Source organism: Cohnella sp. (assembly GCF_041640265.1).
Taxonomy (GTDB): Bacteria; Bacillota; Bacilli; order Paenibacillales; family Paenibacillaceae; genus Cohnella.
Genome location: NZ_JBEQAP010000004.1, coordinates 197,860 through 221,357 on the forward strand (window position 1 = coordinate 197,860; position 23,498 = coordinate 221,357).

Annotated in this window: 25 protein-coding genes and 3 tRNA genes; 20 read left to right on the forward strand and 8 right to left on the reverse strand. The window is 46.7% G+C overall.

Features of this window, described 5'->3' with window-relative positions; genetic code table 11:
- Window positions 1-221 precede the first annotated feature (221 nt).
- From ACESLK_RS05200 to ACESLK_RS05245, 10 genes are all read left to right on the forward strand, one after another.
- A complete protein-coding gene (locus tag ACESLK_RS05200; RefSeq protein WP_372663182.1) occupies window positions 222-998 on the forward strand; it encodes an ABC transporter ATP-binding protein in 777 nt (258 codons plus the stop codon).
- Complete coding sequence (locus ACESLK_RS05205) at window positions 958-2,043, forward strand: efflux RND transporter periplasmic adaptor subunit (RefSeq protein ID WP_372663183.1); 1,086 nt, start codon at window positions 958-960, stop codon at window positions 2,041-2,043. The genes ACESLK_RS05200 and ACESLK_RS05205 overlap by 41 nt, the downstream gene beginning before the upstream one ends.
- A gap of 3 nt (window positions 2,044-2,046) precedes the next feature.
- The gene (locus ACESLK_RS05210) at window positions 2,047-4,905 is read left to right on the forward strand and encodes an ABC transporter permease (protein WP_372663185.1); all 2,859 of its coding nucleotides are present in this window, start codon (window positions 2,047-2,049) and stop codon (window positions 4,903-4,905) included.
- Window positions 4,906-4,909: 4 nt separating this feature from the next.
- Window positions 4,910-5,800 (forward strand): ATP-binding cassette domain-containing protein, encoded by an 891-nt coding sequence (locus tag ACESLK_RS05215; RefSeq protein ID WP_372663187.1) that lies wholly within the window; start codon window positions 4,910-4,912, stop codon window positions 5,798-5,800.
- Window positions 5,797-7,371 (forward strand): ABC transporter substrate-binding protein, encoded by a 1,575-nt coding sequence (locus ACESLK_RS05220; RefSeq protein WP_372663189.1) that lies wholly within the window; start codon window positions 5,797-5,799, stop codon window positions 7,369-7,371. Before ACESLK_RS05215 ends, ACESLK_RS05220 begins: the two co-directional genes overlap by 4 nt.
- A gap of 147 nt (window positions 7,372-7,518) precedes the next feature.
- On the forward strand, window positions 7,519-7,791 hold the full coding sequence (locus tag ACESLK_RS05225) for a hypothetical protein (RefSeq protein WP_372663191.1): 273 nt from the start codon (window positions 7,519-7,521) through the stop codon (window positions 7,789-7,791).
- A gap of 120 nt (window positions 7,792-7,911) precedes the next feature.
- Window positions 7,912-8,076, forward strand: coding sequence for a hypothetical protein (locus tag ACESLK_RS05230; RefSeq protein WP_372663193.1), 165 nt, complete (start codon window positions 7,912-7,914; stop codon window positions 8,074-8,076).
- Between the two features lie 74 nt (window positions 8,077-8,150).
- Window positions 8,151-8,306, forward strand: a complete 156-nt coding sequence (locus ACESLK_RS05235) for a YycC family protein (RefSeq protein WP_372663195.1) — start codon at window positions 8,151-8,153, stop codon at window positions 8,304-8,306.
- A gap of 73 nt (window positions 8,307-8,379) precedes the next feature.
- Window positions 8,380-8,456, forward strand: a tRNA-Met gene (locus tag ACESLK_RS05240).
- A gap of 23 nt (window positions 8,457-8,479) precedes the next feature.
- Window positions 8,480-8,556, forward strand: a tRNA-Ile gene (locus ACESLK_RS05245).
- A 124-nt stretch (window positions 8,557-8,680) separates the two neighbouring features.
- Here ACESLK_RS05245 and ACESLK_RS05250 read toward each other — a convergent pair.
- Window positions 8,681-9,052, reverse strand: a complete 372-nt coding sequence (locus tag ACESLK_RS05250) for a 4-fold beta flower protein (protein WP_372663197.1) — start codon at window positions 9,050-9,052, stop codon at window positions 8,681-8,683.
- A 191-nt stretch (window positions 9,053-9,243) separates the two neighbouring features.
- Complete coding sequence (ku, locus tag ACESLK_RS05255; protein WP_372663199.1) at window positions 9,244-10,095, reverse strand: non-homologous end joining protein Ku; 852 nt, start codon at window positions 10,093-10,095, stop codon at window positions 9,244-9,246.
- A gap of 127 nt (window positions 10,096-10,222) precedes the next feature.
- Between ku and ACESLK_RS05260 the strand changes: the two genes are divergently transcribed.
- Entirely contained in the window at window positions 10,223-10,606 is a 384-nt protein-coding gene (locus ACESLK_RS05260) for a YhjD family protein (RefSeq protein ID WP_372663201.1), read from the forward strand.
- A 145-nt stretch (window positions 10,607-10,751) separates the two neighbouring features.
- Window positions 10,752-10,840, forward strand: a tRNA-Leu gene (locus ACESLK_RS05265).
- A 612-nt stretch (window positions 10,841-11,452) separates the two neighbouring features.
- Here the strand turns inward: ACESLK_RS05265 and ACESLK_RS05270 are convergent.
- Window positions 11,453-11,539 carry a putative holin-like toxin gene (locus ACESLK_RS05270; protein ID WP_372663319.1) on the reverse strand — a complete coding sequence of 29 codons (87 nt, stop codon included), beginning with the start codon at window positions 11,537-11,539 and terminating at the stop codon, window positions 11,453-11,455.
- 189 nt (window positions 11,540-11,728) lie between these two features.
- Here ACESLK_RS05270 and ACESLK_RS05275 point away from each other — a divergent pair, with 189 nt between their 5' ends.
- On the forward strand, window positions 11,729-12,433 hold the full coding sequence (locus ACESLK_RS05275; protein WP_372663203.1) for a uracil-DNA glycosylase: 705 nt from the start codon (window positions 11,729-11,731) through the stop codon (window positions 12,431-12,433).
- Complete coding sequence (locus ACESLK_RS05280; protein ID WP_372663205.1) at window positions 12,430-13,233, forward strand: SPL family radical SAM protein; 804 nt, start codon at window positions 12,430-12,432, stop codon at window positions 13,231-13,233. Before ACESLK_RS05275 ends, ACESLK_RS05280 begins: the two co-directional genes overlap by 4 nt.
- A 31-nt stretch (window positions 13,234-13,264) precedes the next feature.
- Here ACESLK_RS05280 and ACESLK_RS05285 read toward each other — a convergent pair whose 3' ends face one another.
- From ACESLK_RS05285 to ACESLK_RS05295, 3 genes are all read right to left on the reverse strand, one after another.
- Entirely contained in the window at window positions 13,265-14,158 is an 894-nt protein-coding gene (locus ACESLK_RS05285) for an S-layer homology domain-containing protein (RefSeq protein WP_372663207.1), read from the reverse strand.
- A 177-nt stretch (window positions 14,159-14,335) separates the two neighbouring features.
- The gene (locus tag ACESLK_RS05290; protein WP_372663209.1) at window positions 14,336-14,440 is read right to left on the reverse strand and encodes a sporulation protein YjcZ; all 105 of its coding nucleotides are present in this window, start codon (window positions 14,438-14,440) and stop codon (window positions 14,336-14,338) included.
- Window positions 14,441-14,632: 192 nt separating this feature from the next.
- Window positions 14,633-14,728 (reverse strand): sporulation protein YjcZ, encoded by a 96-nt coding sequence (locus tag ACESLK_RS05295; protein WP_372663211.1) that lies wholly within the window; start codon window positions 14,726-14,728, stop codon window positions 14,633-14,635.
- A 226-nt stretch (window positions 14,729-14,954) separates the two neighbouring features.
- On the opposite strand from ACESLK_RS05295, the gene ACESLK_RS05300 reads away from it, so the two are divergent.
- From ACESLK_RS05300 to ACESLK_RS05325, 6 genes are all read left to right on the forward strand, one after another.
- On the forward strand, window positions 14,955-16,727 hold the full coding sequence (locus ACESLK_RS05300; RefSeq protein WP_372663213.1) for a sensor histidine kinase: 1,773 nt from the start codon (window positions 14,955-14,957) through the stop codon (window positions 16,725-16,727).
- Window positions 16,720-17,802, forward strand: coding sequence for a response regulator transcription factor (locus ACESLK_RS05305; RefSeq protein ID WP_372663215.1), 1,083 nt, complete (start codon window positions 16,720-16,722; stop codon window positions 17,800-17,802). The genes ACESLK_RS05300 and ACESLK_RS05305 overlap by 8 nt, the downstream gene beginning before the upstream one ends.
- A 108-nt stretch (window positions 17,803-17,910) precedes the next feature.
- Entirely contained in the window at window positions 17,911-19,230 is a 1,320-nt protein-coding gene (locus ACESLK_RS05310) for an ABC transporter substrate-binding protein (protein ID WP_372663217.1), read from the forward strand.
- Between the two features lie 41 nt (window positions 19,231-19,271).
- A complete protein-coding gene (locus ACESLK_RS05315; protein ID WP_372663321.1) occupies window positions 19,272-20,153 on the forward strand; it encodes a carbohydrate ABC transporter permease in 882 nt (293 codons plus the stop codon).
- Window positions 20,150-21,007, forward strand: coding sequence for a carbohydrate ABC transporter permease (locus tag ACESLK_RS05320; RefSeq protein WP_372663219.1), 858 nt, complete (start codon window positions 20,150-20,152; stop codon window positions 21,005-21,007). The genes ACESLK_RS05315 and ACESLK_RS05320 overlap by 4 nt, the downstream gene beginning before the upstream one ends.
- 17 nt (window positions 21,008-21,024) lie before the next feature.
- Window positions 21,025-22,644, forward strand: coding sequence for a glycoside hydrolase family 5 protein (locus tag ACESLK_RS05325; protein WP_372663221.1), 1,620 nt, complete (start codon window positions 21,025-21,027; stop codon window positions 22,642-22,644).
- 244 nt (window positions 22,645-22,888) lie between these two features.
- On the opposite strand, the gene ACESLK_RS05330 is transcribed toward ACESLK_RS05325, so the two are convergent.
- Window positions 22,889-23,038, reverse strand: a complete 150-nt coding sequence (locus ACESLK_RS05330; protein WP_372663223.1) for a hypothetical protein — start codon at window positions 23,036-23,038, stop codon at window positions 22,889-22,891.
- Between the two features lie 28 nt (window positions 23,039-23,066).
- Window positions 23,067-23,363 (reverse strand): hypothetical protein, encoded by a 297-nt coding sequence (locus ACESLK_RS05335; protein ID WP_372663225.1) that lies wholly within the window; start codon window positions 23,361-23,363, stop codon window positions 23,067-23,069.
- Window positions 23,364-23,498 lie beyond the last annotated feature (135 nt).

Sequence of the window (23,498 nt, forward strand, 5' to 3'; positions counted from 1 at the left end):
TCCTCACAGTAGCAAGTATATCCTTTAATAATACACAAAAAAGGCATTGCTTATAAAGGGCTCAATGAAAAATTAGTGAAATGTCGTATATTGTCAGAGCCTCTTTTTCGCGTAATTTAACATTTTTACCTAAAAGAATGATAAAGTTTTAATTTTTCAGTAACTTTTCAGGTAAAATGCTCGTTATACATGTTGAAGAGATTGGAAAGGGAGGAAATGTCATGCTGTCTTGGATGAGCGGTAGTTCCACGCCGGTTATAGCAAGCGAAGATGAGAAAACCGAGGCGCAGGCGACGGATGCAGGAAATACCCAATCAGTGCAAGCGCCGCTGCTAACCGTCCGTAATGTGGAACGATCTTTCGATGCCGGCAGCCAGAAGATCCGCGTATTGAAAGGCATTAACTTAAATTTGTATCCACAGCAGCTAGTTATGCTCAGGGGGCGTTCAGGCTCTGGAAAGACAACGCTGATGAACTTGATGGGGGGGCTGGATACACCCACTGAAGGTGAAATTTACTTCAAGGGGCGCCCGTTCCACAAATGGGATGACGACAAGCGTACAGAGGTGCGCCGCCAGGATATTGGATTTATTTTTCAAGCGTATGCTTTGATGCCTTTATTATCCGCTTATGAGAATGTCGAACTATCGCTTAGAATGGCGAATGTTCCGCGCGGCGAATGGAAATCGAGAGTGACCTCATGCATGGAGCTAGTGGGCTTGTCTAAACGGATGCATCATAGGCCTTTCGAGTTATCGGGTGGCGAACAGCAGAGGGTTGCGATTGCCAAAGCGATTGCTCATAAGCCAAGCTTGATCCTAGCGGATGAACCGACCGCGGAGCTGGACAGCCAGATGGCAGCCCAGGTCATGCAGGTATTCCGGGAAATCGTAACTAGCGAGAATGTAACGATCTGTATGACGACACACGATCCTACAATAATGGAGGTAGCAGACCATGTCTTCGAAATGGTGGATGGCGTATTCATCGCGAAATGATCAAGTAACGCTCATACAAAGAAGAAGCCGCAAAAGTGCTGGACTATTGGCTGTATTAGCGCTGTCAGTCGCCATCGGCGGGTGCGGCTTGCTTCCGGAGGAACCGGCAGAGGAAGATTTGTCGGCCATTCAGCTGCCCAAGATTTCTGAGAAGCCCAAATACGATGTCCAAACCAAGACGCTGGAAACAAAGGTGTCCGGGTCCGGCAGAATTTTATCGACGCAAGAAAAAACGCTTTATTTCACCTTGGAAGGCAAGAGGCTTAAGAAATTATACATACAGTCCGGTGACGTCGTAGAAGAAGGGCAGCCCATTGCCGAGCTGGATGTCGACGATATAAAGAAATCACTCCGAAACCAATCGCTTGCATTCAAGAAAACGGAGCTGGAGATGAAGGAGCTGCTGCGTACTCGGGATGAGATGGATCCTGTGGACTTCGAGCAGCGCATGCTCGGCTTCGAGGAATCGCGTCAAGCGCTGACCGACCTGCAGGAGGATATTAACAAGGCGGTCCTGACCGCTCCATTCTCCGGTACGGTCGTATCGGTTGCCGTACAAGAAGGCGCGTCAATTAAAGCCTACGATACAATCGCTGTCGTGGCGGATCCGAGCCGCCTGGTTGTGGCGGCCACTCTCTCGAGGGACGATTTGAATAAGGTAGCCATGGGGATGGAAGCTCAGGTTGACATCAATAATGCGGGCAAATTGACCGGTAAAGTCAAGCAGCTTCCCCAGCCGGTAGATCCGAATCAGGGGAATCAACCGCTCCGCTTAGATCAGTATTTGCTCGTCGAGGTGAAGGACTTGCCGAAGACAGCGACTAGAGGAACGCCGTTATCCGTTTCTGTTATCGTCAACCGCAAGGAAAATGCGCTGGTTATCCCGCTAGCCGCATTGCGTACAATCGGAGCTCGCACTTACGTGCAAGTAGTCGAAGCGGATGGAAGCAAACGGGAAGTGGATGTCGAGGCCGGACAGCAAACCTCAACGGATGTGGAAATCCTGCAAGGCTTAACACTAGGACAGAAAGTCGTAGGGCGGTAATCCATGAACGCACTGATCCGATTTCTCTTTCGCAAAATGTGGAATACCCGTTGGTTGACGCTAAGCACGCTCGCAGGATTATTCGTAGCCGTTGCGTTTACGACGAGCATTCCGATGTACGCGGACGGTGCACTCAAGCGCGTGGTTTCCCAATCGCTGCAGGATAATAGCAAAGGTTTACCCGCTGGATCGTTATTGGTTCGTTATCAATCTACAGATGGCAAAACCGATATGGCCGGCTTTAATAACGTTGACAGCTATGTTCGGGAGGACGTGACTTCGCAAATCGGATTTCCGGTAGAGGTTAGCCAGCGCAGCTTAACGCTGCGCAGCAGCGAGGTTTCACCGGAGGATCCCAAGACGGTGGATGCGAGCCGAACACGGAAGCTTACGATTGCCGCATTCAGCGGTCTGAAGGAGCAGTCGGTGCAGGCGGGCGGCAAGTGGTTCGCTGAACGGGCGGAATCTGACGGCACGCTGCAGGCGGTCATGCTGGAAGAGGCGATGTTCCGCAACGATTTGCATGTAGGTGATGTATTGCTCTATCCGGTATCCGGCGGATTAAATCTGACGCTTAGAGTCCAAATCGTCGGTTCGTTCAAGGCAGCGGACGAGGGGAGCGCTTATTGGTATCAAGGGTTCGAAGGTCTGATGAACAATCTGTATATCTCGGATTCGGCATTCTTGCAGGATCTGGCAGAGAAGCAGAAAATTCCGATTCAACTGGCAGGCTGGTATTCCGCTTACGATCTGCGAGAAATCAAGACGAGTCAGCTTTCCCCCTTGTCCAGTAAGCTCAATCGCATCGATATCGAAGTGAATAAGAGGCTGCAGGATACGCATCTCGAAATCTCGTTCGCTGAGATGCTGAGCGATTTCAGGCGAGAAAGCATTCAGCTTCAGACCTTGCTGTTCACACTGGCTTCGCCGATGATTGCTATGGTTTTCTACTTCATTACGATGAATTCGCAGCAGGCGCTGGAGAAGCAACGCTCTGATATCTCCGTGTTGCGAAGTCGCGGAGCAAGTACTAGACAGGTCTTTTTCCTATTCTTGCTTGAAGGAGCTATATTGGGGATTATCGCTTTGCTGATTGGTCCCTTCTTCGGGTGGTTTATGGCCAAGAGCATCGGTTCAGCCAGCGGATTCTTGGAATTCGTGGACCGCAAGGCGATTCCGGTCGGCTTCTCGTCCGACGGCGTTCTGGCGGGGGTAGCGGCTGTAATCGTAGCAATTGGTGCTGCGGTCATACCTGCCCTAGTGTTCACTAGAACCTCCATCGTCGATTATAAGCGTAAGCTTGCGCGTGGCGATCAGAAGCCGTTCTGGCAGAAATGGTATTTGGACGTCGTCCTGCTAGGAGTTGCAGCTTACGGCTGGTATCTGTTTAATGAACGGCAAATGGTTTCTTTCACGACCGGGGCGACAACGGATCAGTTGAATGTGCAGCCTTTCCTATTCTTCGTACCGGCTATCTGCATTTTCGCTGCAGGACTGTTGTTTCTAAGATTATTTCCGCTTTTGCTTAAGCTGTTTAATCTCATTTGGAAGAAGATCTTGCCGGTATCCTTTTATTTAACGCTAACCCAGCTTTCCCGTTCCGCGAGATCTTATTATCCGCTCATGATTTTGCTCATTCTCACACTCGGTCTTGGCGTATATAATTCATCGGCCGCTCGTACGATCGGGCTCAACTCCGAGGAACGGATTATGTACAAATATGGATCGGACGTAGTCGTAAAAAGCGTATGGGAGGGGCAGGCGGAATATAAGCCCGCCGAGCCGCAACAGGGCGGAGGCAACGGTGGCGGCGGTTCTGGCGGCGGAGGAAGCGGTGGTCAAGATCGGCCGACGCCAACCCGCATTAATTATAACGAACCGCCTTTCGAGGTGTTTCGCACCTTGCCGGGTGTCGAACATGCAGCACGAGTGCTTCAAACGAAGAGCAGCTTAACCATCTCGGGCAAGACGGCTGGTCAATCCACAATAATGGGGATAGACAATGTGGATTTCGCTCGCGTAGCCTGGTTTCGCAAGGATATGTATCCAACCAGCCCTTATCAATATCTCGCATGGCTTGGCCAGGTGCCGGAGGGGGCGCTTATCTCCTCTAATGTAGCCAAGAAATTCGATCTGAAGCGTGGAGACACAGTTAAGACGGTATTGCAGGAACAGACGATTGAGTTCATTATATTGGATTTTATTCCTTACTGGCCTAGCCAGTATCCGGATCAGGCGCCTTTTCTGATCGCGAATTTGGACTATATTTATGACCAGGTTCCGCTTATTCCATATGACGTTTGGCTGAAAATGGATGATGACGCATTGACGGCTCCGATCATTCCAGTGCTGCAGGGAAATGGAGTAGAACTCGCCTCCATCGATGATATGCGCAGCGAGATGGTTACGCAGAGCAAGCATCCCGCCCGTGGCGGAGTGTTCGGTATATTAAGCCTTGGTTTTCTCGTGACGATCATCGTCTCTTTGTCGGGTTACGTTCTATTCTGGTTTTTCAACCTTTCTAGGCGTGTCGTACAAATCGGGATTTTACGTGCGATGGGACTCTCTCGTAAACAGTTAACCGGAATGCTGCTGCTCGAGCAAATCTTCACGGCCGGATTATCCATTGGTCTTGGAATTGGAATCGGGAAGCTGACGAGTATTCTATTCCTTCCTTTCCTTCAAACGACGGATAATTCCGTTAACCAGATTCCGCCGTTCCGGGTTGTGTTCGAAGCGAACGATACCCTGAAGCTGTACGTCGTGGTCGCCATTATGATGATTATCGGTGTCGTATTGCTCATCACTCATATCAGACGATTAAAGGTCCATCAAGCTGTGAAGCTGGGAGAGGAGCGATAAATCCATGATTCAATGCGAAGGTCTGGTCAAGATTTACAAGGCTGACGACTTGGAGGTCGTTGCCCTCCAGGGGCTGAATTTGAACGTCAAGCAGGGAGAGATGATGGCCATTATCGGCAACAGCGGAAGCGGGAAATCGACGCTCTTGAATATACTCGGAGGGCTTGATCGCCCTTCCGCAGGCCAGGTACAGGTCGGTCCGTGGAATCTGCTCAAAGTCGAAGACGAGGACCTAGTGAAGTACAAGCGCGATACGGTAGGCTTCATCTGGCAGAATAATGCCCGGAACCTGCTTCCTTTCCTGTCAGCCCTCGAAAATGTGGAGATGCCGATGATGTTCGCCGGGAAGCTGGATCGGGCTTATGCGATGCAGCTGCTGGAGTGGGTCGGCCTTAAGGATCGCATGCACAACAAGCTTCAGCAGCTCTCGGGCGGTGAACAACAGCGGGTCGCGATTGCGATTTCACTGGCGAATAGGCCTCAGCTCTTGCTCGCCGATGAACCGACGGGTTCAGTAGATACCCGTACCTCCGATGTCATCATGGATATTTTCCGCCGCTTCAATCGCGAGCTGGGTCTTACTATTGTGATCGTCACTCATGATCTTTCACTCGCTGGCAAGGTGGATCGGGTTGTTGCGATTCGTGACGGCTTAACGAGCACAGAGTTTATTAAACGCAACCCCAACCTCGATCTGTCCTTGTCCTTATCAGATGGGAATTCACTTGATGAGGTACATGAAGCCTATATCGTCGTGGATCGAGTCGGCCGATTGCAAATTCCGAAGGAATATTTACAGGCGTTATCGATTGGAGACAAAGCAAGCATGGAGTTCGACGGTGACAAAATTGTCATTACTAAACCAAAGTCATTAGAGGGGGATCAATCGGCATGAATAAACCGCAAAGTCGTGTTCGTAAATGGATTCTGACAGGTGTTGCACTTTCACTGCTTTTTCCGTTGCTGGCGGCATGTGCACTTAGCAATAAGGATGATGGCGATACCAGGCGTACTCTCCGAATCGGCACTATGTATGGCAGCAAGCAGGATGAGTATTATTTCCGTCAGCAATTTACCGATATGTTTGAATTCAGCCATGATAACATTGATATTGAAGTTGTACCGGCTATCGACTACTCGGAGATGCAATTCGAGGATCAATCGAAGCAACAGGAGCCTGTTAACCAGCTCGAGAAAGTGAAGGCTATTATGACTGGAACAAATCCTGTCGATGTTATGATCTTCGATATGAATATCCTCAGTCAGCTTGTCAACGAGAATCTGCTTAAGCAGTTGGATCCTATGCTCAAGGAAGATGAAATCGACACTACGGAATTCGTTCCTACGGTTATCGACGGAATCAAAGAGCAGGGTAACGGCTTCTTGTACGCCCTTACGCCAATGTTCACCCCTTCTGCGCTTTATTACAACAAGAAGCTTTTCACAAATGCTGCAATTGATTTCCCTGTAGACGGGATGATCTGGGATGATGTGTTTAATACAGCCAGACGCTTAAAATCAGGTACGGGTAAAGATGCTATATTCGGATTTACATTTAACCAATGGGGTGCTGGGGAGAATTACTGGGATATACAGAACTTTGCAGCCCCGCTTCAATTGAAAATGTACGATGACAAAGCTGAGCTTATGACCGTGAATACTCCGCAATGGGAAGCATTATGGAAAACCGCTACGGATCTCTACAAAGACCATGTCGTTCCTCATCAGGATGATATGCAGTACGATCAGCCTATGGATGAATCAGGCAGATACAACCCTTACCAAGGCAGGCTGTTCCTGAGCGGAAGAGTAGCCATGGCAGTTGGGGATTATAACCTGATTAATGAAATCACTCAAATGAATGCGAATGCCGATAAGCTTAAGATGGAACCACTGGATTGGGATGTTGTTGCATTGCCTTCCCACAGCGGTAAAGAAGGGATCGGCTTCAACATCTCCTTCAATCAACTATCCGGAATTAATGCAACAGCCCCTAACCCGGAGGATGCTTGGGAGTTCGTTAAATTCATGAACGGCAAAGAGTGGGCAAAGCTGAAATCTCGCAGCACCTATGAGATGTCGGCTCGTAAGGAATTTGTGAAGCCGCGTGACGGCATGAGCTACAATGTAGAAGCGTTCACGAAGATGAAGCCTTCTCCGTTTCCACAATCTTCAATTAAGGAACAGGAATTGTACAACGAGAAACCAAACCTGCGCCTGGTGTTTGAGCTTGGAACGAGAGCGTATAGTCAAGTCATCGAAGGGAAGAAGACCGTTAAAGAGGCTCTGCAGGAGTGGGAGACCAAAGGAAATGACCTTCTGCAGAAAATCAAGACGAACCCTAAGGGAGAGATAGAAGGGATCTTCGATGACGTTAATGGCGGCGATGGCATGATTCCGTTTGAGAAAAGAGCGGTGATGGAAGCAGCTGGGGAAACGGTCGAGGCTGTTGAAGTTGTAGAGTAATTTATACTGAGGGGCTGACTCAAAAGTGATTTAACTTTTGAGCAGTCCCTTTTTTTCCATATTGCCGATTAGACTCATGCTGGGATTTAGATATACCTCCCCATTCGCAAGTAACCCCGTAATGCCTTGCTTTGAAAACTTGCTCGAGTGCGTCCATTGAGTTCTGTAGCTGTAGATTCTACGGCTAAAGTTGCTCGTGTACGTCGATTGAGTGCTGTAGCTGTAGATTCTACGGCTAATGTTGCTCGTGTACGTCGATTGAGTGCTGTAGCTGTAGATTCTACAGCTAATGTTACTCGTGTGCGTCGATTGAGTGCTGTAACTGTAGATTCTACTGCTAAAGTTACTTGGGTTGTAGACGACGAATTAGAGGTGCTATTGAAGCTAAATCTCCACACATGGGCGGACTCGAGAATTTAGCTGCGCTTTTACATCAAATTTACTATTAACCTTCATATTCAGCCCATTAAGGATTTAAAATCGTAAAAGCCGCACAAGCTAGGAGCAGGTAGAGCGAATCCAGAATCCGGAGGGAACGCGATGAAATGGATTTATTGGTCGAGATTATATGACAGTAAGTTTCAAGCAGGTTGTCTGGTCCAGCGCATGGAGCATGACAGCTGGGTGTTTGGAGTAGAGGTTCCTCAGGAAATCGAGGTATTCCGTTCGAAAAAAGGCCGATATGGAGTACGCTTCATGCCTTAACTCATTTGTTGGCAAGGGAGGTTCACCTATGCTAAGCTGATTCCTAGGAATAACAGGATGAAGGAGGTATAGCGATGAGGAGAATGCCCCTATCGGCGGAAACCGCTCAGAAGCTTGCGTTATATATGAAGGTGCCGCTGGAGCATCTAATGCATATGCCACAGCACATCCTGCTGCAGAAGCTGGCTGAAATGGCCAAAACAGAAGCAAATAATGAAAAAAGCAAATAAAGTTCTTGACGATTAGTATTACGATGTAGTATATTATTATTTGTCGCCAATAAACGTGACCTTATAATAATGACGCGGGGTGGAGCAGCCCGGTAGCTCGTCGGGCTCATAACCCGAAGGCCGCAGGTTCAAATCCTGCCCCCGCAACCAACCTTTTCTCTGGACCGAGACGGGGGCCTTTAGCTCAGTTGGTTAGAGCGGTCGGCTCATAACCGATTGGTCGGGGGTTCGAGTCCCTCAAGGCCCACCAAGTACAAATGCAATGAACGAACTACATAGTTTAAACCGAGAGTCGTCTCTATACCTTATAGGTATGGGACGGCTCTTTATCATTCCAAACAAAAAAATAAAAACCCCAATCGCGGGGCTTAGGGTTATCCTTTGATCCAATTGTCGAAGCTTAAATTAGACCAACCAGAAAGCGGTGTTCTCGGGAAGGGCGGACTTTGAAGCATCGGTCGCATTGGAGAGGTTGGTTTCTGCGGTAATTCAGGAACGATTTTTGGTTTTCGATGCAGCGAAAGATCACCCATGATCGATTGACCAATTCCCCACGTAATCACTTTTCCTTCTTTGTCCATACATACAATCCCGTTAATGGGTCCAAGCCATTGCAAGTTATCTTTTGACCAAGCCTGTTTATTATGAACAAAAGCAACCCAGTTCATCTCGGTATCGAACAGAAAACGCCCATTGTCGATATAGGCAACATGATTGCAATATCGGTCGAAAAGAGGTTGAAGCATAAAGTGTGCCCTCCAGTTATATTATAAAAATAAGAATAACCGATATCTACGACAAATCAAATATATTATAAATCTTTTTTTAATAAAGATAAATTAATAATGACCTGGACAAGCTGATTTTTCTCGCAATAAAGAGCAGGAGAAGTATCCTCGCTGCTCTCTATAGCTATTATTGTTGGGATGACCTTGGGTTAGGAGACGGTTTCCTTAGCCTTCTTAGCAGGAGTCTTTCGTTTGCCTCTGCCTGTGTTTGGAGCTGCGGCTGCTGGTGCTTTGGCTGCTTCTAAGCTAGCTTGGAGAGCCGACATGAGGTCAATTACATTCGTACGGGCAGCAACCGGTGAGGTTACGACATCTACACTTTCGCCAGCAACCTTATGCTGGATAGCCTCGAGCATCGCAATACGGTAATCATCCGTGTATTTCTCAGGCTCAAACTTTTCGGATAGCTGATCAATCAGCATTTTGGCCATTTGCAATTCCTTTTCATTTACATTTACTTGTCCCGGCAGATTCGGCACTAGTGTGAGCGAGCGAATCTCATCCGGATAATGCATGGTTTCCATGCACAAGCAATTTTCGACCACTCTTATGGCTGCGAGGCTGCTCTTGCTTCGTATTGAAATTTTGGCGATCCCGATTTTACCTGTTTGCTTAATGGCCTCTAATAGGAGACTGTAGGCGCCCGCACCAGATTGATCGGGGGAAAGGTAATAGGCCTTCTGGAAATATAGCGGGTCAATGTCGGTCAGATCAACAAAATCAAGAATTTGTATCGTTTTGGCTGCTTCGGGTTTAATGGCTTCAAGTTCTTCCTCGTTGAATAGAACGAATTTTCCCTTTTCATATTCAAACCCTTTAGAAATCTCATCAAGCCGGACTTCTTTATTGCAATGTGCGCAAGTCCGAACGTTGGTCACGGGAGTTCCGCACTCCTTGTGAATGCTTCGAAAATGCACATCCTTATCCTCCGTAGCTGTAAACATCTTAACGGGAACATGGACAAGCCCGAAGCTAATCGCGCCTTTCCAAACTGTGTGCATGAGTCACGCTCCTTTTGTTTGATTAAATTATTCCCAGCTTAGAAAAAAATTAAACGCTTGAATAAGAACACCTGTTCCCGCTATAATAAGTACTATAGATCCGCTAAAAGGGGGTAGGGAAGACACCATGAGTACGAAGCTGCCAATGAACATTACACCTCAAGAGCACCAGAAGGTTAAGGATCATCTGATCATTCCCGTAATGCTGGATTACATCCAGGAAGATATATCGGTCATCCAAAGCGCAGGACTCAAAACAGACTTAATTCTCATTAACGCGCTTAAGAAAGTGCAGGAAGACATTCTCAATGAACACTTCGGTATTCGGATGGCGTTGAAGAAATCGGGGATTAAGGTATACAGTCAGCAGCGTACTCGCGCAGGAATAGATGCACAATTCCTTTGCCGCGGTTATGAGCACCGAATCTCACTGCTCTGGGGAATGATCAGGACCGAAGTTCTTCGCAAGGCGAGTTTGTATACCGGAATCAGATTAGTGAGCACAAGCTGAAACTCATATGGTTAAAAATATACAATAAATAAGTCTTGCATCGACTAGTCAATCATGATATATTGTTTCTTGTCGTCACTTACAGCTGACGAAGGAATATAACTATAGGGTTCAGCCAAAAACCCTGTATTATCAAGGTTTTCATGCCGGGGTGGCGGAATTGGCAGACGCACAGGACTTAAAATCCTGCGGTAGGTGACTACCGTACGGGTTCGACCCCCGTCCTCGGCACCACTTTTTTTTACTGCTTTAACAGCTAGTATCTGCCCTAAATACATAAGGAGTCCCGTGTGGTACATTACCGCATAGGACTTTTTTCTGTATACACAGGATTACACAAAAAAACTACGGCTCACAATCAACAAATTTAACCCTTCTAGCTGTTTTGTAGTCGGCTATATAGCATGCTTTTGGCGGAGTTACATCGCTTGCGAGGTGCTCTCATTGTTGCGTTTTGAGCTTGTCGATTAACAGTTCATAACTTCGGAAATCTGCGGGAGACCACAAAATGTATGCGAAAAATCATACAAAATGAGCGTCACACACATCGAATCAGTCGATTCTATACGAAATTTCATACAAAAAAATTGATTTGAGCCCGGATTCTGGAAATGTATGCGAAAAATCATATACATTCTCTGTATGTGTACGTTCATGTTAAAACTGTCGATAATTAATAGACAGCCTCATATCGCGACAATAGCGGTACGATGACCAGGGAAATACTGTTAGATGATTGCGCTGCCGCACAAAAAAGTAGAGTTAGATCATTTGATCTAACTCCGCAACTTGTAATTGGTGGCTCTTTTCTCAGTTTGGTATCACACTAGATAAGAACCAACTGGCTTATTTCCTCTTTTCAATATAATTTAACAATGTAATGAGGAAAACAGCAAAGGCGAAGAGGACTGAAAGAGTTTGAAATAAATCCATTACAGACTCCTCCTTTCAAGGGAGAGCTGTCCACCATATTACAAGTTATATTATAAATATATATTTATATGGTTATTATTGGAACGTGATTCAGAACTATTTATTCCCTATTTTTCGACACCTTCTTATACTTATTATCAATGCTATAATAATAATTGATCTTATTGCGATATTCGTTGAGGTGGAAATATGGGGACAAGTACACTTGCAGAGCTGCAAAATGACTGGGGAGCGCTGCTTAAGGAAGAGCAGGAGAAACCCTACTTCAAAGATCTTATTAAACGCTTGAAGGAGCAATATGAAGCGCACGCCGTTTACCCGCCGCAGCATCATATCTATAGAGCCTTGCAATTGACCTCTTATGAAGAGGTGAAGGTGGTTATCCTAGGTCAGGATCCATATCACGGACCGAATCAAGCACATGGCCTAAGCTTCTCGGTATTGCCGGGTATAAAGCTGCCGCCCTCATTAAAGAATATATTCAAGGAGCTGCAGGAGGATATCGGCTGCAGTATTCCGAGTCACGGATTCTTGGAGCACTGGGCCAAGCAGGGGGTGCTCCTGTTAAACAATGTGCTGACGGTGCGGGAGAGCTTGCCGAACTCTCATCGCAAGCTTGGTTGGGCAACTTTCACGGACAGGCTTATCGACCTTTTGAGCGCTAGAGAGAAGCCTATCGCGTTCGTGCTGTGGGGCAAGCCTGCACAGGAGAAGGGACGTCATATCGATAAGGCGAAACACCTGGTTTTGAATTCGGTGCATCCAAGCCCGCTGTCTGCTTACGGGGGATTCTGGGGGAGTAAGCCCTTCTCTCAGTGTAATGCTTTCTTAGAAAGGCAAGGGTTACCCGCGATAGACTGGCAAATTCCAGAATTGGAGGAGAACCAGCAATGAGCAACGCGCGATGGCTGACTCCGGCTAGCGGGTATTTGCAAGGTTATACGCATACCTTGAACCCTTATGTCGGATGTACGTTCGGGTGCTCGTATTGCTATGTTCGCCGATTACCGATCGGTATCTTCAGAGGCGAGCCTTGGGGAAGCTGGGTTGACATCAAAAAAGCTGATCCGCTGAAATTTCAGGGGGAGCTGGCCAAAGCTAAGAGTAAAGGCTTCGTCGCCATATTCTTCTCTTCAGCTACGGATCCCTATCAGCCGTTGGAAGTGCGCGAGAAGGTCACGCGGTCTCTGCTAATGGGTATGGTGAATGAACCGCCTGACTTTGTTCTGGTGCAGACCAGGAGCCCGCTCGTAATCCGTGATATCGATCTATTCCAACAACTGCAAGGTAAGCTTAGAGTCAGTATGACCATTGAAACGGATCGGGAGGAAGTTAGGCGCGTCATTACTCCTTCGGCCCCTCCGCTCGCGGCGCGGTTGAATGCGCTGATTCAATTAAGGAATGCCGGTATCGATACGCAAGCAGCGGTATCCCCTCTGTTACCTCATACTCCCGGGTTTGCGAAAGCGGTGGCAGAGTCGGCTTCACGTGTTGTCGTGGACGACTACTTCCACGGAGACGGGAGCGGGGGACGCCGAAGCGAGCATCTCGGTATGCGGCAGCTTTACAACGAAAACGGATGGATCTCATGGTACGATCCATCCGCGTTAGAACGATTTGTCATGGACCTCCGAGAATATTTGCCCGCAAAGGACATTGGGGTTCATGCTGAAGGGTTTGCTCCTCCGATGTAGGTTGCTTGAATGACTGAAAAACGTTCGATACTTATTTCGTAAAAGGGACAGTCTCTGAGCTTCCTAATACAGGTTTATATTGACTAGAGATATAGGTAACAAGCTTCAGCTCGGTGATGACTTGAGCATAGAATTTATCCGGATCCGGTTCAATCACACGATAGTTGATAATGGCTTCGCCATTCGCGAATGCGATAGAGGATACTTCAAATCCGTAGCCTGGATGCGGAGCCATTGCAGTTAAGGTTACGCGTGTAACATCGTCGGATAACTTATCGGGAGTTAGCTTAACGTCTGTGACAACAGGCGTTTCAGGCTGGATTACCGGTGTTGCATTCTTAATGAACGACTTCGTCTTCCCAATCATGGCAAGAGCTTCCCCGCGTGTAATATTTTCCTTCGGATAGAACTTCTGCTTGCTGTCAAGCGTGGCGATCTTAGCGATTAACAGCTTTTGAATGCTGTACATGTAGCCTTTCGTCACTTGATCTGCATCCGCAATTTCCATATAGATCTCAATCCATGTAAATTCACCTTTGTTGCTCAAAGCGCCGAACAACCACTGGGAGAACTGCTCTTTGGTCACTTTGGCGGAAGGATTAATATACTGGGGTAATCCAAGTCCTGTATGCTGGGCAATGATAAAGTGTTCTGCGTACCAGGCGTTATCTTTGACCTTTGTGAAATAATCGCTTGCCTTCGGTGCTTTAATGAAGCGAATGTGATCAATATTCAAATTCAATCCTTTAACAATCAAGGCTACGGCTGTAGCCGCGTCAATGTTGAATTTGGCATGATATCTGTCGTATTTCTTGTCTTGAGTTTTGTTAGACTGATCCTTCGCAAATACGGCACCACTCAAAGCCATACTGAAAATCGCGATAAGCATAAGTAGCATAAACGGCTTTTTAATAATCTTGCCCATGATTATTCCTCCTAAATCTGATGTCAAATGCCAATTGGTACTCCCTAGACGCGAGAGGTTTCAAAAATGTTGCAAAGCGTTCGAAGTTTAATTTGTGACAACCGAAAAACAACTAACCCCGGATGATATCCGGGGTTAGTTGTTAGGAATGGCAAAGAGGGTAAGAAGGTTTTACATTCAGCATGCTTTCAAGATAATAACCAACAATATGAAGAGAACAAGAGCAAACGCCGCAGTACCCATTCCGCCGTGGTGTACCGCACCAGCAACAGGATAACTCATACAATCACCACCAGAAGTGTATTGTGATTTATCATCACCCATTAGCTTATGTCAGGGCAAACATAGGGACAGTACAAACGTACAGATCAATCTATAAATCCGCTCACGCACAGAAATCGCGGCTGCGGGCGAAATGGATCAGAAAAAGACCCGCCACTCCCTCATGAAATGACGGGGTAAATCAACAGTTAATTAATAACCTGCACGTAAGATAATGACTAACAGAATGAAAAGAACAAGAACAAATGCGGCTGCTTGCACACCACCATAACCTACTCCTGCACTCATTGGGGAATCACCACCTGATTTAGTTTACTGTGATTGTTATTACCCGCTTAGCTTATGTAGGGGATAAATATACTGTCTGTTCATTCGCACAGATTTTCTAATAATCCGCGAATGCCTAGGATATCAATATTGTCCAATAAAACATGCTAATATGTTCGAATGATAGTTCTTTTTAGATTATTTAAACTATAATAGATTCGTTCTGAGTATGAAGGGAGGGACTGATATGCTACACACGAGTATTCGTTATCGATTGATGATACTAATGATTTGTCTGACGACTTTGCCGGTGTTAATCGTAACTTGGATTGCTACGAATAATACACGCAATTCGGTAGAGAAAGAGATCATTGAGGCCAATGCATCGCGTATGATATGGGCGGAACAATATCTAGATGAGCTGGTCCAGCAGATTGATGTTCTGTTCTACTCCCTTCAGATCAATCAAGATTTAATGGATGGACTAAAAACGTTGGAAAGCCAAAACGAAGGATCACAGTTTCGGACGCAACGGTACATTCAGGAAACCTTAACAACCGCTTTTTATGCCAATTCGAGAAAGGTTAATGAGTTATCGCTTTATACTCATCAAAACCAGCGTGTATATGCGGTCAACTTTACTACGAGCGGTTTAATATATTCGCTGGACATTCGCAAGGGACTTTGGAGTCGGATGCAGCATGATCCGGTCAGCCTTTACTTTAAGCAGTCAGGCAACCATATTTATGCGTTTCATAGTGTGAATCAATTTGAGAACCGCAGCTTGCTAGGTGGCTTATCCGTCAGGATTAATGAAAAGGTTTGGAAACAGCTGGGCGATATTCTTAGATCCGAGCCGGACAGTCCTGTCTTTCTCCTTAATGATGAAGATGAGCTGCTGTCGGGCTCCTCGGCGACCGAAGAGTATGATGAGCTCTTGAAACTTTACTCTGAAGGTCTGCAGGATCGATCGTCGGAAGTTCGTATAACAGAGAAGTATATCCTTTTCTCGCAAAAGGTTGACGATGGCGCTTTAACCTTGCTGAAAGCGGTTCCGCTGACGTCTGTTACGGAAAGTGCTAACGATACGGTCAAAGCAGGGTTCTTGGCGGGTTTCTTGTTCGCAGCGCTCTCCATTCTCGTATCCATCGTTGTTTCTCTTCGAATAAGCAGGCCGATTGTGAGTCTTGCAAGAACGATGAGAATGACGCCTATTCATCAATTTGAGATGAAATCCGTGCAAAGCCGAGATGAAATCGGCCTTCTTGAGCATGGTTACAATTCGATGATGCTGAGGATAAAGGAACTAATCGAGAATGAATACCAGCGGGAAATCGAAGTCAAGAATGCACAGCTGATGGCTTTGCAAGCGCAGATCAATCCTCACTTTCTGAACAATACCTTGAATTTGATCGGTGGCATGGCATTATCCAAAGGGGTGCCGGAAATTTATAAAATTACCAAAGGGATTGGCGATCTGCTCCGATACTCTATTAGCTCCGGCGAAGAGTTAGCTGCTCTGGAAGACGAACTTAAGCATGTAAGGAATTATCTTTTCATTCAAGAGCAGCGGTTCATGGGACGCTGTACCGTACAGATCTCGGCTGATGAGCCCGTTCCCCGCATACTGCTCCCAAGATTTACGCTTCAACCATTGGTTGAAAATGCCTTCGAGCATGGGCTGCAGCCGAAGGAAGGAGCATGGCAAATCGAGATTCGAATAAAGTCGATTGGCAGTCGTATCGGAATTATGATTAAAGATAACGGAATAGGTATGGAGCTAGTGCCCTTATATACGCTTCGTAACGAGTTGCTGGAAGGAATTCCTTCAAAAATAGTCAAAAAGGATGATCAAAACCACAAGCCAAGAAAACAAAAAGGAATCGGCTTAATGAATGTGGATTCCCGTTTGAAGCTGCATTATGGCGGTTCATGCTTACAGATTTTCAGCAAGCCGGGCAGGGGAACTCTGATCGTTGTTAAACTCCCTTTGCACAGAGAGGGTGCTGACCATGAATAGAGTATTAATTATTGACGATGAACCGTGGGCAAGAGAGGTCGTGAAATCGCTTGGAGAGTGGGAGCGTCTACAGCTGCGGGTCATTGGCGAGGCAGAGGACGGGAGAGAGGGACTGAGGTTGATATCTATACTCAAGCCTCATATTGTCATAACGGATATGCGTATGCCGGGCGTTGACGGAGTTGAGCTCTTGCAGCAGATAAATTCTCAATTTCCATCTCTCAAAATCATTGTCATGAGCGGCTATGATGATTTTGTGTATTTAAAGCAGTCTATCCGATCCCGTGCGGTAGATTATTTGCTTAAGCCATTAGATCCATCGGATTTGAATGAAGCTCTCCTGAAATGCATGAAGGAGCTTGAGGATCAGAAACAGCTGGTAAACACGTCGTGGAAATCTCCGTTAGTTTTTCCTTCGAGAAACCTTATGGATCGTTATCTGATGCTTCGGCAGCGCGTGTTCGGTGCCTTGTTCGAGCTGAACAAACCGGGAGTGCTTCAGGCTTATGAGAAGCTGGCCGAGTTTCTGGATACGGTTTATCCGGAAGGCATCGACATGGCGATGTCGGATAAAATCAAGGACGATTTTGTCCAGCTCCTGCAAGAGTTCATGACAGAGAATCAGGATACCTATATTCATTCTGACCCTAGTCCTGCCGTCGGCGCAGAAGGGAAAAACAATCCGCTGCGCTTCCTATCCCTTATTTATGCGGAAGCCATTGAAAAGATCGAAGGACTGCGTAAAGGAAAAACTCGTCTTGTTCTTTCTGAAGTGGTGAGTTATATCGATAGGCATTACGCGGATCCTATCTCCTTGGAGACGATCGCTCAGCTTATTTTTGTAAGTAAGGAGCATTTAAGCAGGGCATTTAAGCTAACTACAGGCGAGAATATCACGGATTATATTATTCGAAAACGTATGGACAAAGCGAAAGAATTGCTTTCTATTCCTGATATGTCTATAAAGCATGCAGCGCAGATGGCAGGTTACCCGGAGCTTGCCTATTTCCATAGGGTTTTCAAAAAACATGTTGGCGTGACACCGGGCGAGTATAAAAGTAAAGCGTTACATTGAAAGCGATATCAATAAAGTGCAATAAAAATGGCTAATCGTATGGAATGATTCTGACATAAAGCTCTTCTATACTGAAGGAGCAGTAATCATTCGAGGGGGTTATCATTCATGAAGAAAGCGCTTTATCTCACTTTAGCTTCGATTTTGCTAATGACGCTGCTGGCTGCTTGCGGTTCCAACAACATTACAGGGAATGCCGTTACACAGCCAACAAGCGAAAACCAGACGACAACAACCGAACCGAAGGCCGCGGAGCCTGCTCAGAAAGTTGAGCTGAAGCTGATGCTGGGTCAACCGCGCTTCAAGGAACAATTCGAGAAGTATTTCGACCAATTCAAAGCGAAAGAGCTGGCGGAGAAAAATATCGACGTTACGATCGAGCTTGAAATGCCAAACCCGGATCAGGCCAAGCAAGTGCTTCAAGCTCGCCTGGCATCGAACGACGCACCAGATATTTTCGACGTTCATGCGAACGATCTTCCGATCTATCAGAAGGCCGGTTACTTAGAGGATCTTACGGCCCAGCCTTCTGTGGCTACATTATTCGATAGTGTTAAGAAAACGGTTACGCTTGATGGCAAGGTTGTCGCTTTGCCTATAGAAAGCTTGTCATGGGGTTACCTTTACAACAAGAAAATATTTGCGGATAACGGAATCACGCCTCCGCAGACGCTTGATGAAATGAAAGCGGTAATTGAGAAGCTGAAGGCGAATAAAGTAACGCCATTCCTGTTGGCTTTCCAAGAGTCTTGGGTTCCGCAGCTGATGACAGCACTTTCTCTTGGAGGTCTGGTTTCATCGGAAAATCCGGACTGGATTGAGAAGATGAACAAGGGCGAGGCTTCATATGCAGACGTACAAGGTATTTTCAACATTATAGACCTGATCATGGCCAATGGTTCGGAAAAGGCTTTTGAAGTCGGCAACGAAGCAGGTTCAACAGATTTCGCGAACGGCAAAGCAGCTATGTGGCTGCAGGGACCCTGGAATGCCGAAACGATTCTGAAGGTCAATCCGGAGATGGAGTTCGGCGTTGCTCCGCTGCCGGTCAGCAATAACCCGGCCGGAACCATGATCAACTTGTCTACTTCAACTACGCTTGCGGTTTCGCCGACTAGCAAGAATAAAGAGGTTGCTCTCGACCTGATCAACTATATCTTGGACGACAAGGATTCCTCTGCCCTATTCCAAGAGCTGAAGTTCAATCCGGTTTCGAGCGTTCATCAATATGAAGTTTACCCGTGGGTCAACGAAGCGTCCGAATATGTGGCTCAAGGAAAAGCTTATCAAGATCTGAAGCTTCCGAACGGCGTTACGGATGAGCAAGCGAAGCTGCTGCAGAGCTATTATGTTAAAGAAGTAACCAAAGAAGACTTTATCAAAACGATGGATAAAACTTGGGCTGCTGCGGTCAAGGCCGCGCAATAAGGGAAGGTAAACGAGACCGGGAGTGACTCATTATGCACATCATGACAAAAAAGCGTAAGCAAACGGTCAGCCTTCTTGCCTTCGTATTTCCGGCATTATTACTCTACGCTGTGTTCACCATCGCCCCCGCATTCGGGGGCGTATGGTACAGCTTGACAAACTGGAACGGATTGAATCCCACATATGACATGGTGGGCTTATCCAATTATATCGAAGCGCTAAGGGATGATCCTTATTTCGTTGATTCGATCTGGTTTACACTGAAATATGTCCTCTATATGGTCGTATTTCAGAATGTGATCGCTTTACTGCTGGCAGTGCTCGTGGAGTCGAGACGCAGAAGCAGGGTTTGGTTCCGAACGATATTTTTCATGCCCAACATGCTTAGCTTGATCATAGGCGGTTTTATGTGGGTTTTTATTTTTACGAGAGTTCTGCCCTCGCTTGCGGATACAACAGGACTCCCATTTCTCGATCAATCCTGGATCGGTGACCCGTCCCGCTCGTTCTATGCAATTCTCATCCTGTCTCTTTGGGGCGGTGTCGGTTATTTGATGGTCATCTATATTGCTGCCCTGCAAGGAGTACCGGAGCATTTACGGGAAGCGGCAGCTATTGACGGTGCGCATGCTGGACAGATTTTCCGTCATATTACACTTCCAATGATTTATCCGGCGATGACTATCGGGGTTTTCCTTACCTTGAGCTCGTCATTTAAAGTATTTGATGCCGTGTTCGCTTTGACGGGCGGAGGTCCTGGCCGATCGACGCAAGTCATTGCGATAAACATTGTAGAAGAAGCCTTTAGATTCCAGCAGCGATATGGCTACGCTAGTGCCAAGGCCATTATTCTATTTGTCATTGTTCTCCTTATTACGTTGGTTCAATTATGGATCATGAAACGAAGAGAGGTGGAGGCATGACGGCAGGAAGGCAGTCTGGAAACAGCTCATTCAGTCGGAGAGCCGGGGATGCCCTCAGTCTATTCTGTCTGGTTTGCGCCGCTATTTTCACCCTGTTTCCGATTTATATGGCTCTGCTGAACTCACTGAAGACGGATGGCGATATGCTTACTCATATTTTGTCCATTCCTAACAAACTAGAGTTCGCTAATTATGCAGACGCTTATCGAAAAATTGATTTCATGAACAGCTTCTGGAATACAATCGTTGTAACCGTGATCGGTGTAATAGGAATCGTGTTGTTTGCAGCTATGGCCGGTTATAAGATGTCACGGACACCCGGCAAGCTGAGCGGGCTCTTGTTTGGATTATTCGTAATGTCGTCTTTGATTCCGTTCCATTCCATTGTTATTAGTCTTGTTAAGATATCCAAGGAGTTAAAGGTACAAGGAACCACCTATGGTCTGGGTTTGATTTACATTGGTCTTGGTGTCGCGCTCGCTATCTTTCTTTACCATGGCTTTGTTAAATCCATTCCGCGTGATCTGGATGAAGCGGCAGTCATCGATGGCTGCGGGGAATTTCGTCTCTTTTTTTCCGTAATCCTGCCGCTTCTGCTCCCCATTACCGCAACAGTTGCTATTCTGAACGCACTTTGGATGTGGAACGACTTCCTGCTTCCGTTGCTTATGCTCACGGATAACGACTACTATACGCTTCTGATCTCCACGAATATGTTATTCGGAGAATATAACAATGATTGGTCGGCTATTCTGGCATCCTTGGTGTTGACTATGCTGCCTGTCATTGTGCTGTATCTGCTTCTGCAAAAATATATTTTAAGCGGGATTGCGGAGGGTGCGATTAAAGGTTGAAGGGGGCAGTTAAAACAGTGCAGCGCCTGAATGAAGTGAAAGGTTTCCTTAGAGCTTCCGGGAAGAAAGTGGTCAACGGCCATGGTCAAGAAGTATTGCTCCGCGGCGTCGGCTTCGGCAGCTGGTTGCTTCCGGAAGGCTACATGTGGCGGTTTCCCGAAGGGGGCGATCGTCCGCGCAAAATTGAACGGATGGTTGAGGAGCTTATCGGTCCCGACAAAGCAAACCGATTCTGGGAGCTTTATCATGAGCACTACATTATGGAAGAGGATATTCGGGCGATTGATGCCGATGGATTCAACTCGGTTCGCATACCGATTAATGCCAGGCTGTTGATTGAAAATGAACAACCTCTGCGTATGAACATGCGGCATCTTGAGATTATTGACCGGGTGATCGATTGGTGCCGCAACTATTCGTTATACGTCATCCTAGATCTTCACGGCGCTCCGGGCGGCCAGACAGGGACAAATATCGACGACTCCGAGCGTGACAGGCCGGAATTGTTTACCGAGGAGAAGAATAAACAAGTTACCATTGCCTTATGGCGCATGCTGGCCGAACGTTATAAAGAGGAATGGATCGTGGCGGGATACGATCTGCTTAATGAACCGCTTCCCGAATGGTTCTCGGAGTATAACGATCAAGTCATGCCGCTGTACAAAGAGATCGTAGAAGCGATCCGCGAAGTGGATGACCGCCATATGATTATATTAGAGGGTGTACACTGGGCGACGGATTGGTCGATCTTCAAGGAGAAGGTTGACGATAACCTTATGCTGCAATTCCATAAGTACTGGAACAATCCGGATACCGAGAGTATTCAGCCGTTCTTGGACAAGCGGGAGGAGTGGGATGTGCCGATCTTCATGGGAGAGGGCGGCGAGAATAATTGCGATTGGTTCGCAGGCGTATTCCGATTGTATGAGGATCACGACATTTCGTGGAATTTCTGGACTTGGAAGAAGCTCGACTGCACGAACTCTCCGTACTCGATTAGAATGCCTGACGGCTGGCAGCTTCTCGTCGATTATTTGGAAGGCGGCCAGAAGCCGGATCATGAGACGGCAGAGCGAATTTTATGGCAATACCTTGATAATCTGAAGCTAAATAACTGCGACTATCAACCACAGGTCGTGAATGCATTGTTTCGCAGACCGCTTGTTCGAATTCCGGCGATCTTCTACGGCTATCGCGGAGAAGGCGAAAGCTTCGGAATCAAGCAAAAGGCGAAACAAAGCATCGGCTTTCGGGATGGCGATGGTACTGAAATTTGTTTCCAGGAAGGGCAGAGAGCAACACCGAACTTCCAACACATGAAAGGCGAAGAATGGTTAGCGGATGAATGGTTGTATGTCCAACTTTCTTCATACGATTGGTTGGCATATGAATACTCGATTCCTGCTGATAAGTCTTATTCTCTTTATATGCTTGATTTTTGTATCCGATCTTCAGGGGGAACTCTGCTCGTTTATCTGGATGAAGTAATCATCGGTGCTGAAGCCGCCAATGGAAACGGGTGGCAAATCATTCGGCTGCCTGAACCTTTGGAAGCTAGTGAGGGGTTGAAGCGGCTGAAGATCCAAGCCGTAGATCAGCCGGTTGCTATTAAATGGCTGTCAATTGCACCCTGTTGAGTAAGTGGATGCACTCTAAGACAGGGAGCATGGAAGCCTAATTATGGTAACCGCGTATGATGCTCCCTAAGTTGTCTTATATCATACATGTCTACCACTATTGCACTAATGAATTATCTATACAATTCATATATCATTGGGTATAGAGAGAACTGCAAACGGTTGTTTGCACTTTTCTTCATAACCTTTTACTCCTTGGGAGTCACTAAGTGACTCCTCTTTTTTGTATTTAAAACTTATTATTTTAATCCTGTGGTGTCCGATCAAGGTAAAGGCGCGTGACTTCAGTAGTATCGCCGTTTTCCTTTTCTTTTTCGGTTGGCTCCGCTTCAAGAGTGTTATGGGTATCCATGCTGGGAGCGATCGTTGGTTCATGATTTTTTTTCTCGCTCATCTAATGCCACGCTCCTTGGGAAATGTGATTATTCATCTTTATTCGAACTATCGAATACGTTCAGCGCTGCATTTCCTTCATCTTGATCGCCAGGATAGTCGCGCTCCAGACCTGCGTGAAGTTCACGATTTTCGTAGTCAAATCGGTTGGGAGGCCGCTGATCGATGCGCCAAGGCGTAGTTTTCCCCAACGATTCGGTGATCATGGGCGAACCGTATGGTCCTTCCGGAAATTCTTCGGCGATAAGATCATTGCGCTGTGATTCAACGGTGGCAAGATCGACATTTTTCGTCCGTTGCTCCTCCATAAATCCTTCTTTGGACATTTGGCTCCCCCCTTAGTAGCTGCTTACATCAGCTTTTCCTATAACTTTAAAAAAATTCGGACTTAAAGACTTTAATGTGTTGAGGGAAGGTGCGATTCTTCAAGAATAATTAAGTCCTGCTGAGGCAAAATAAGG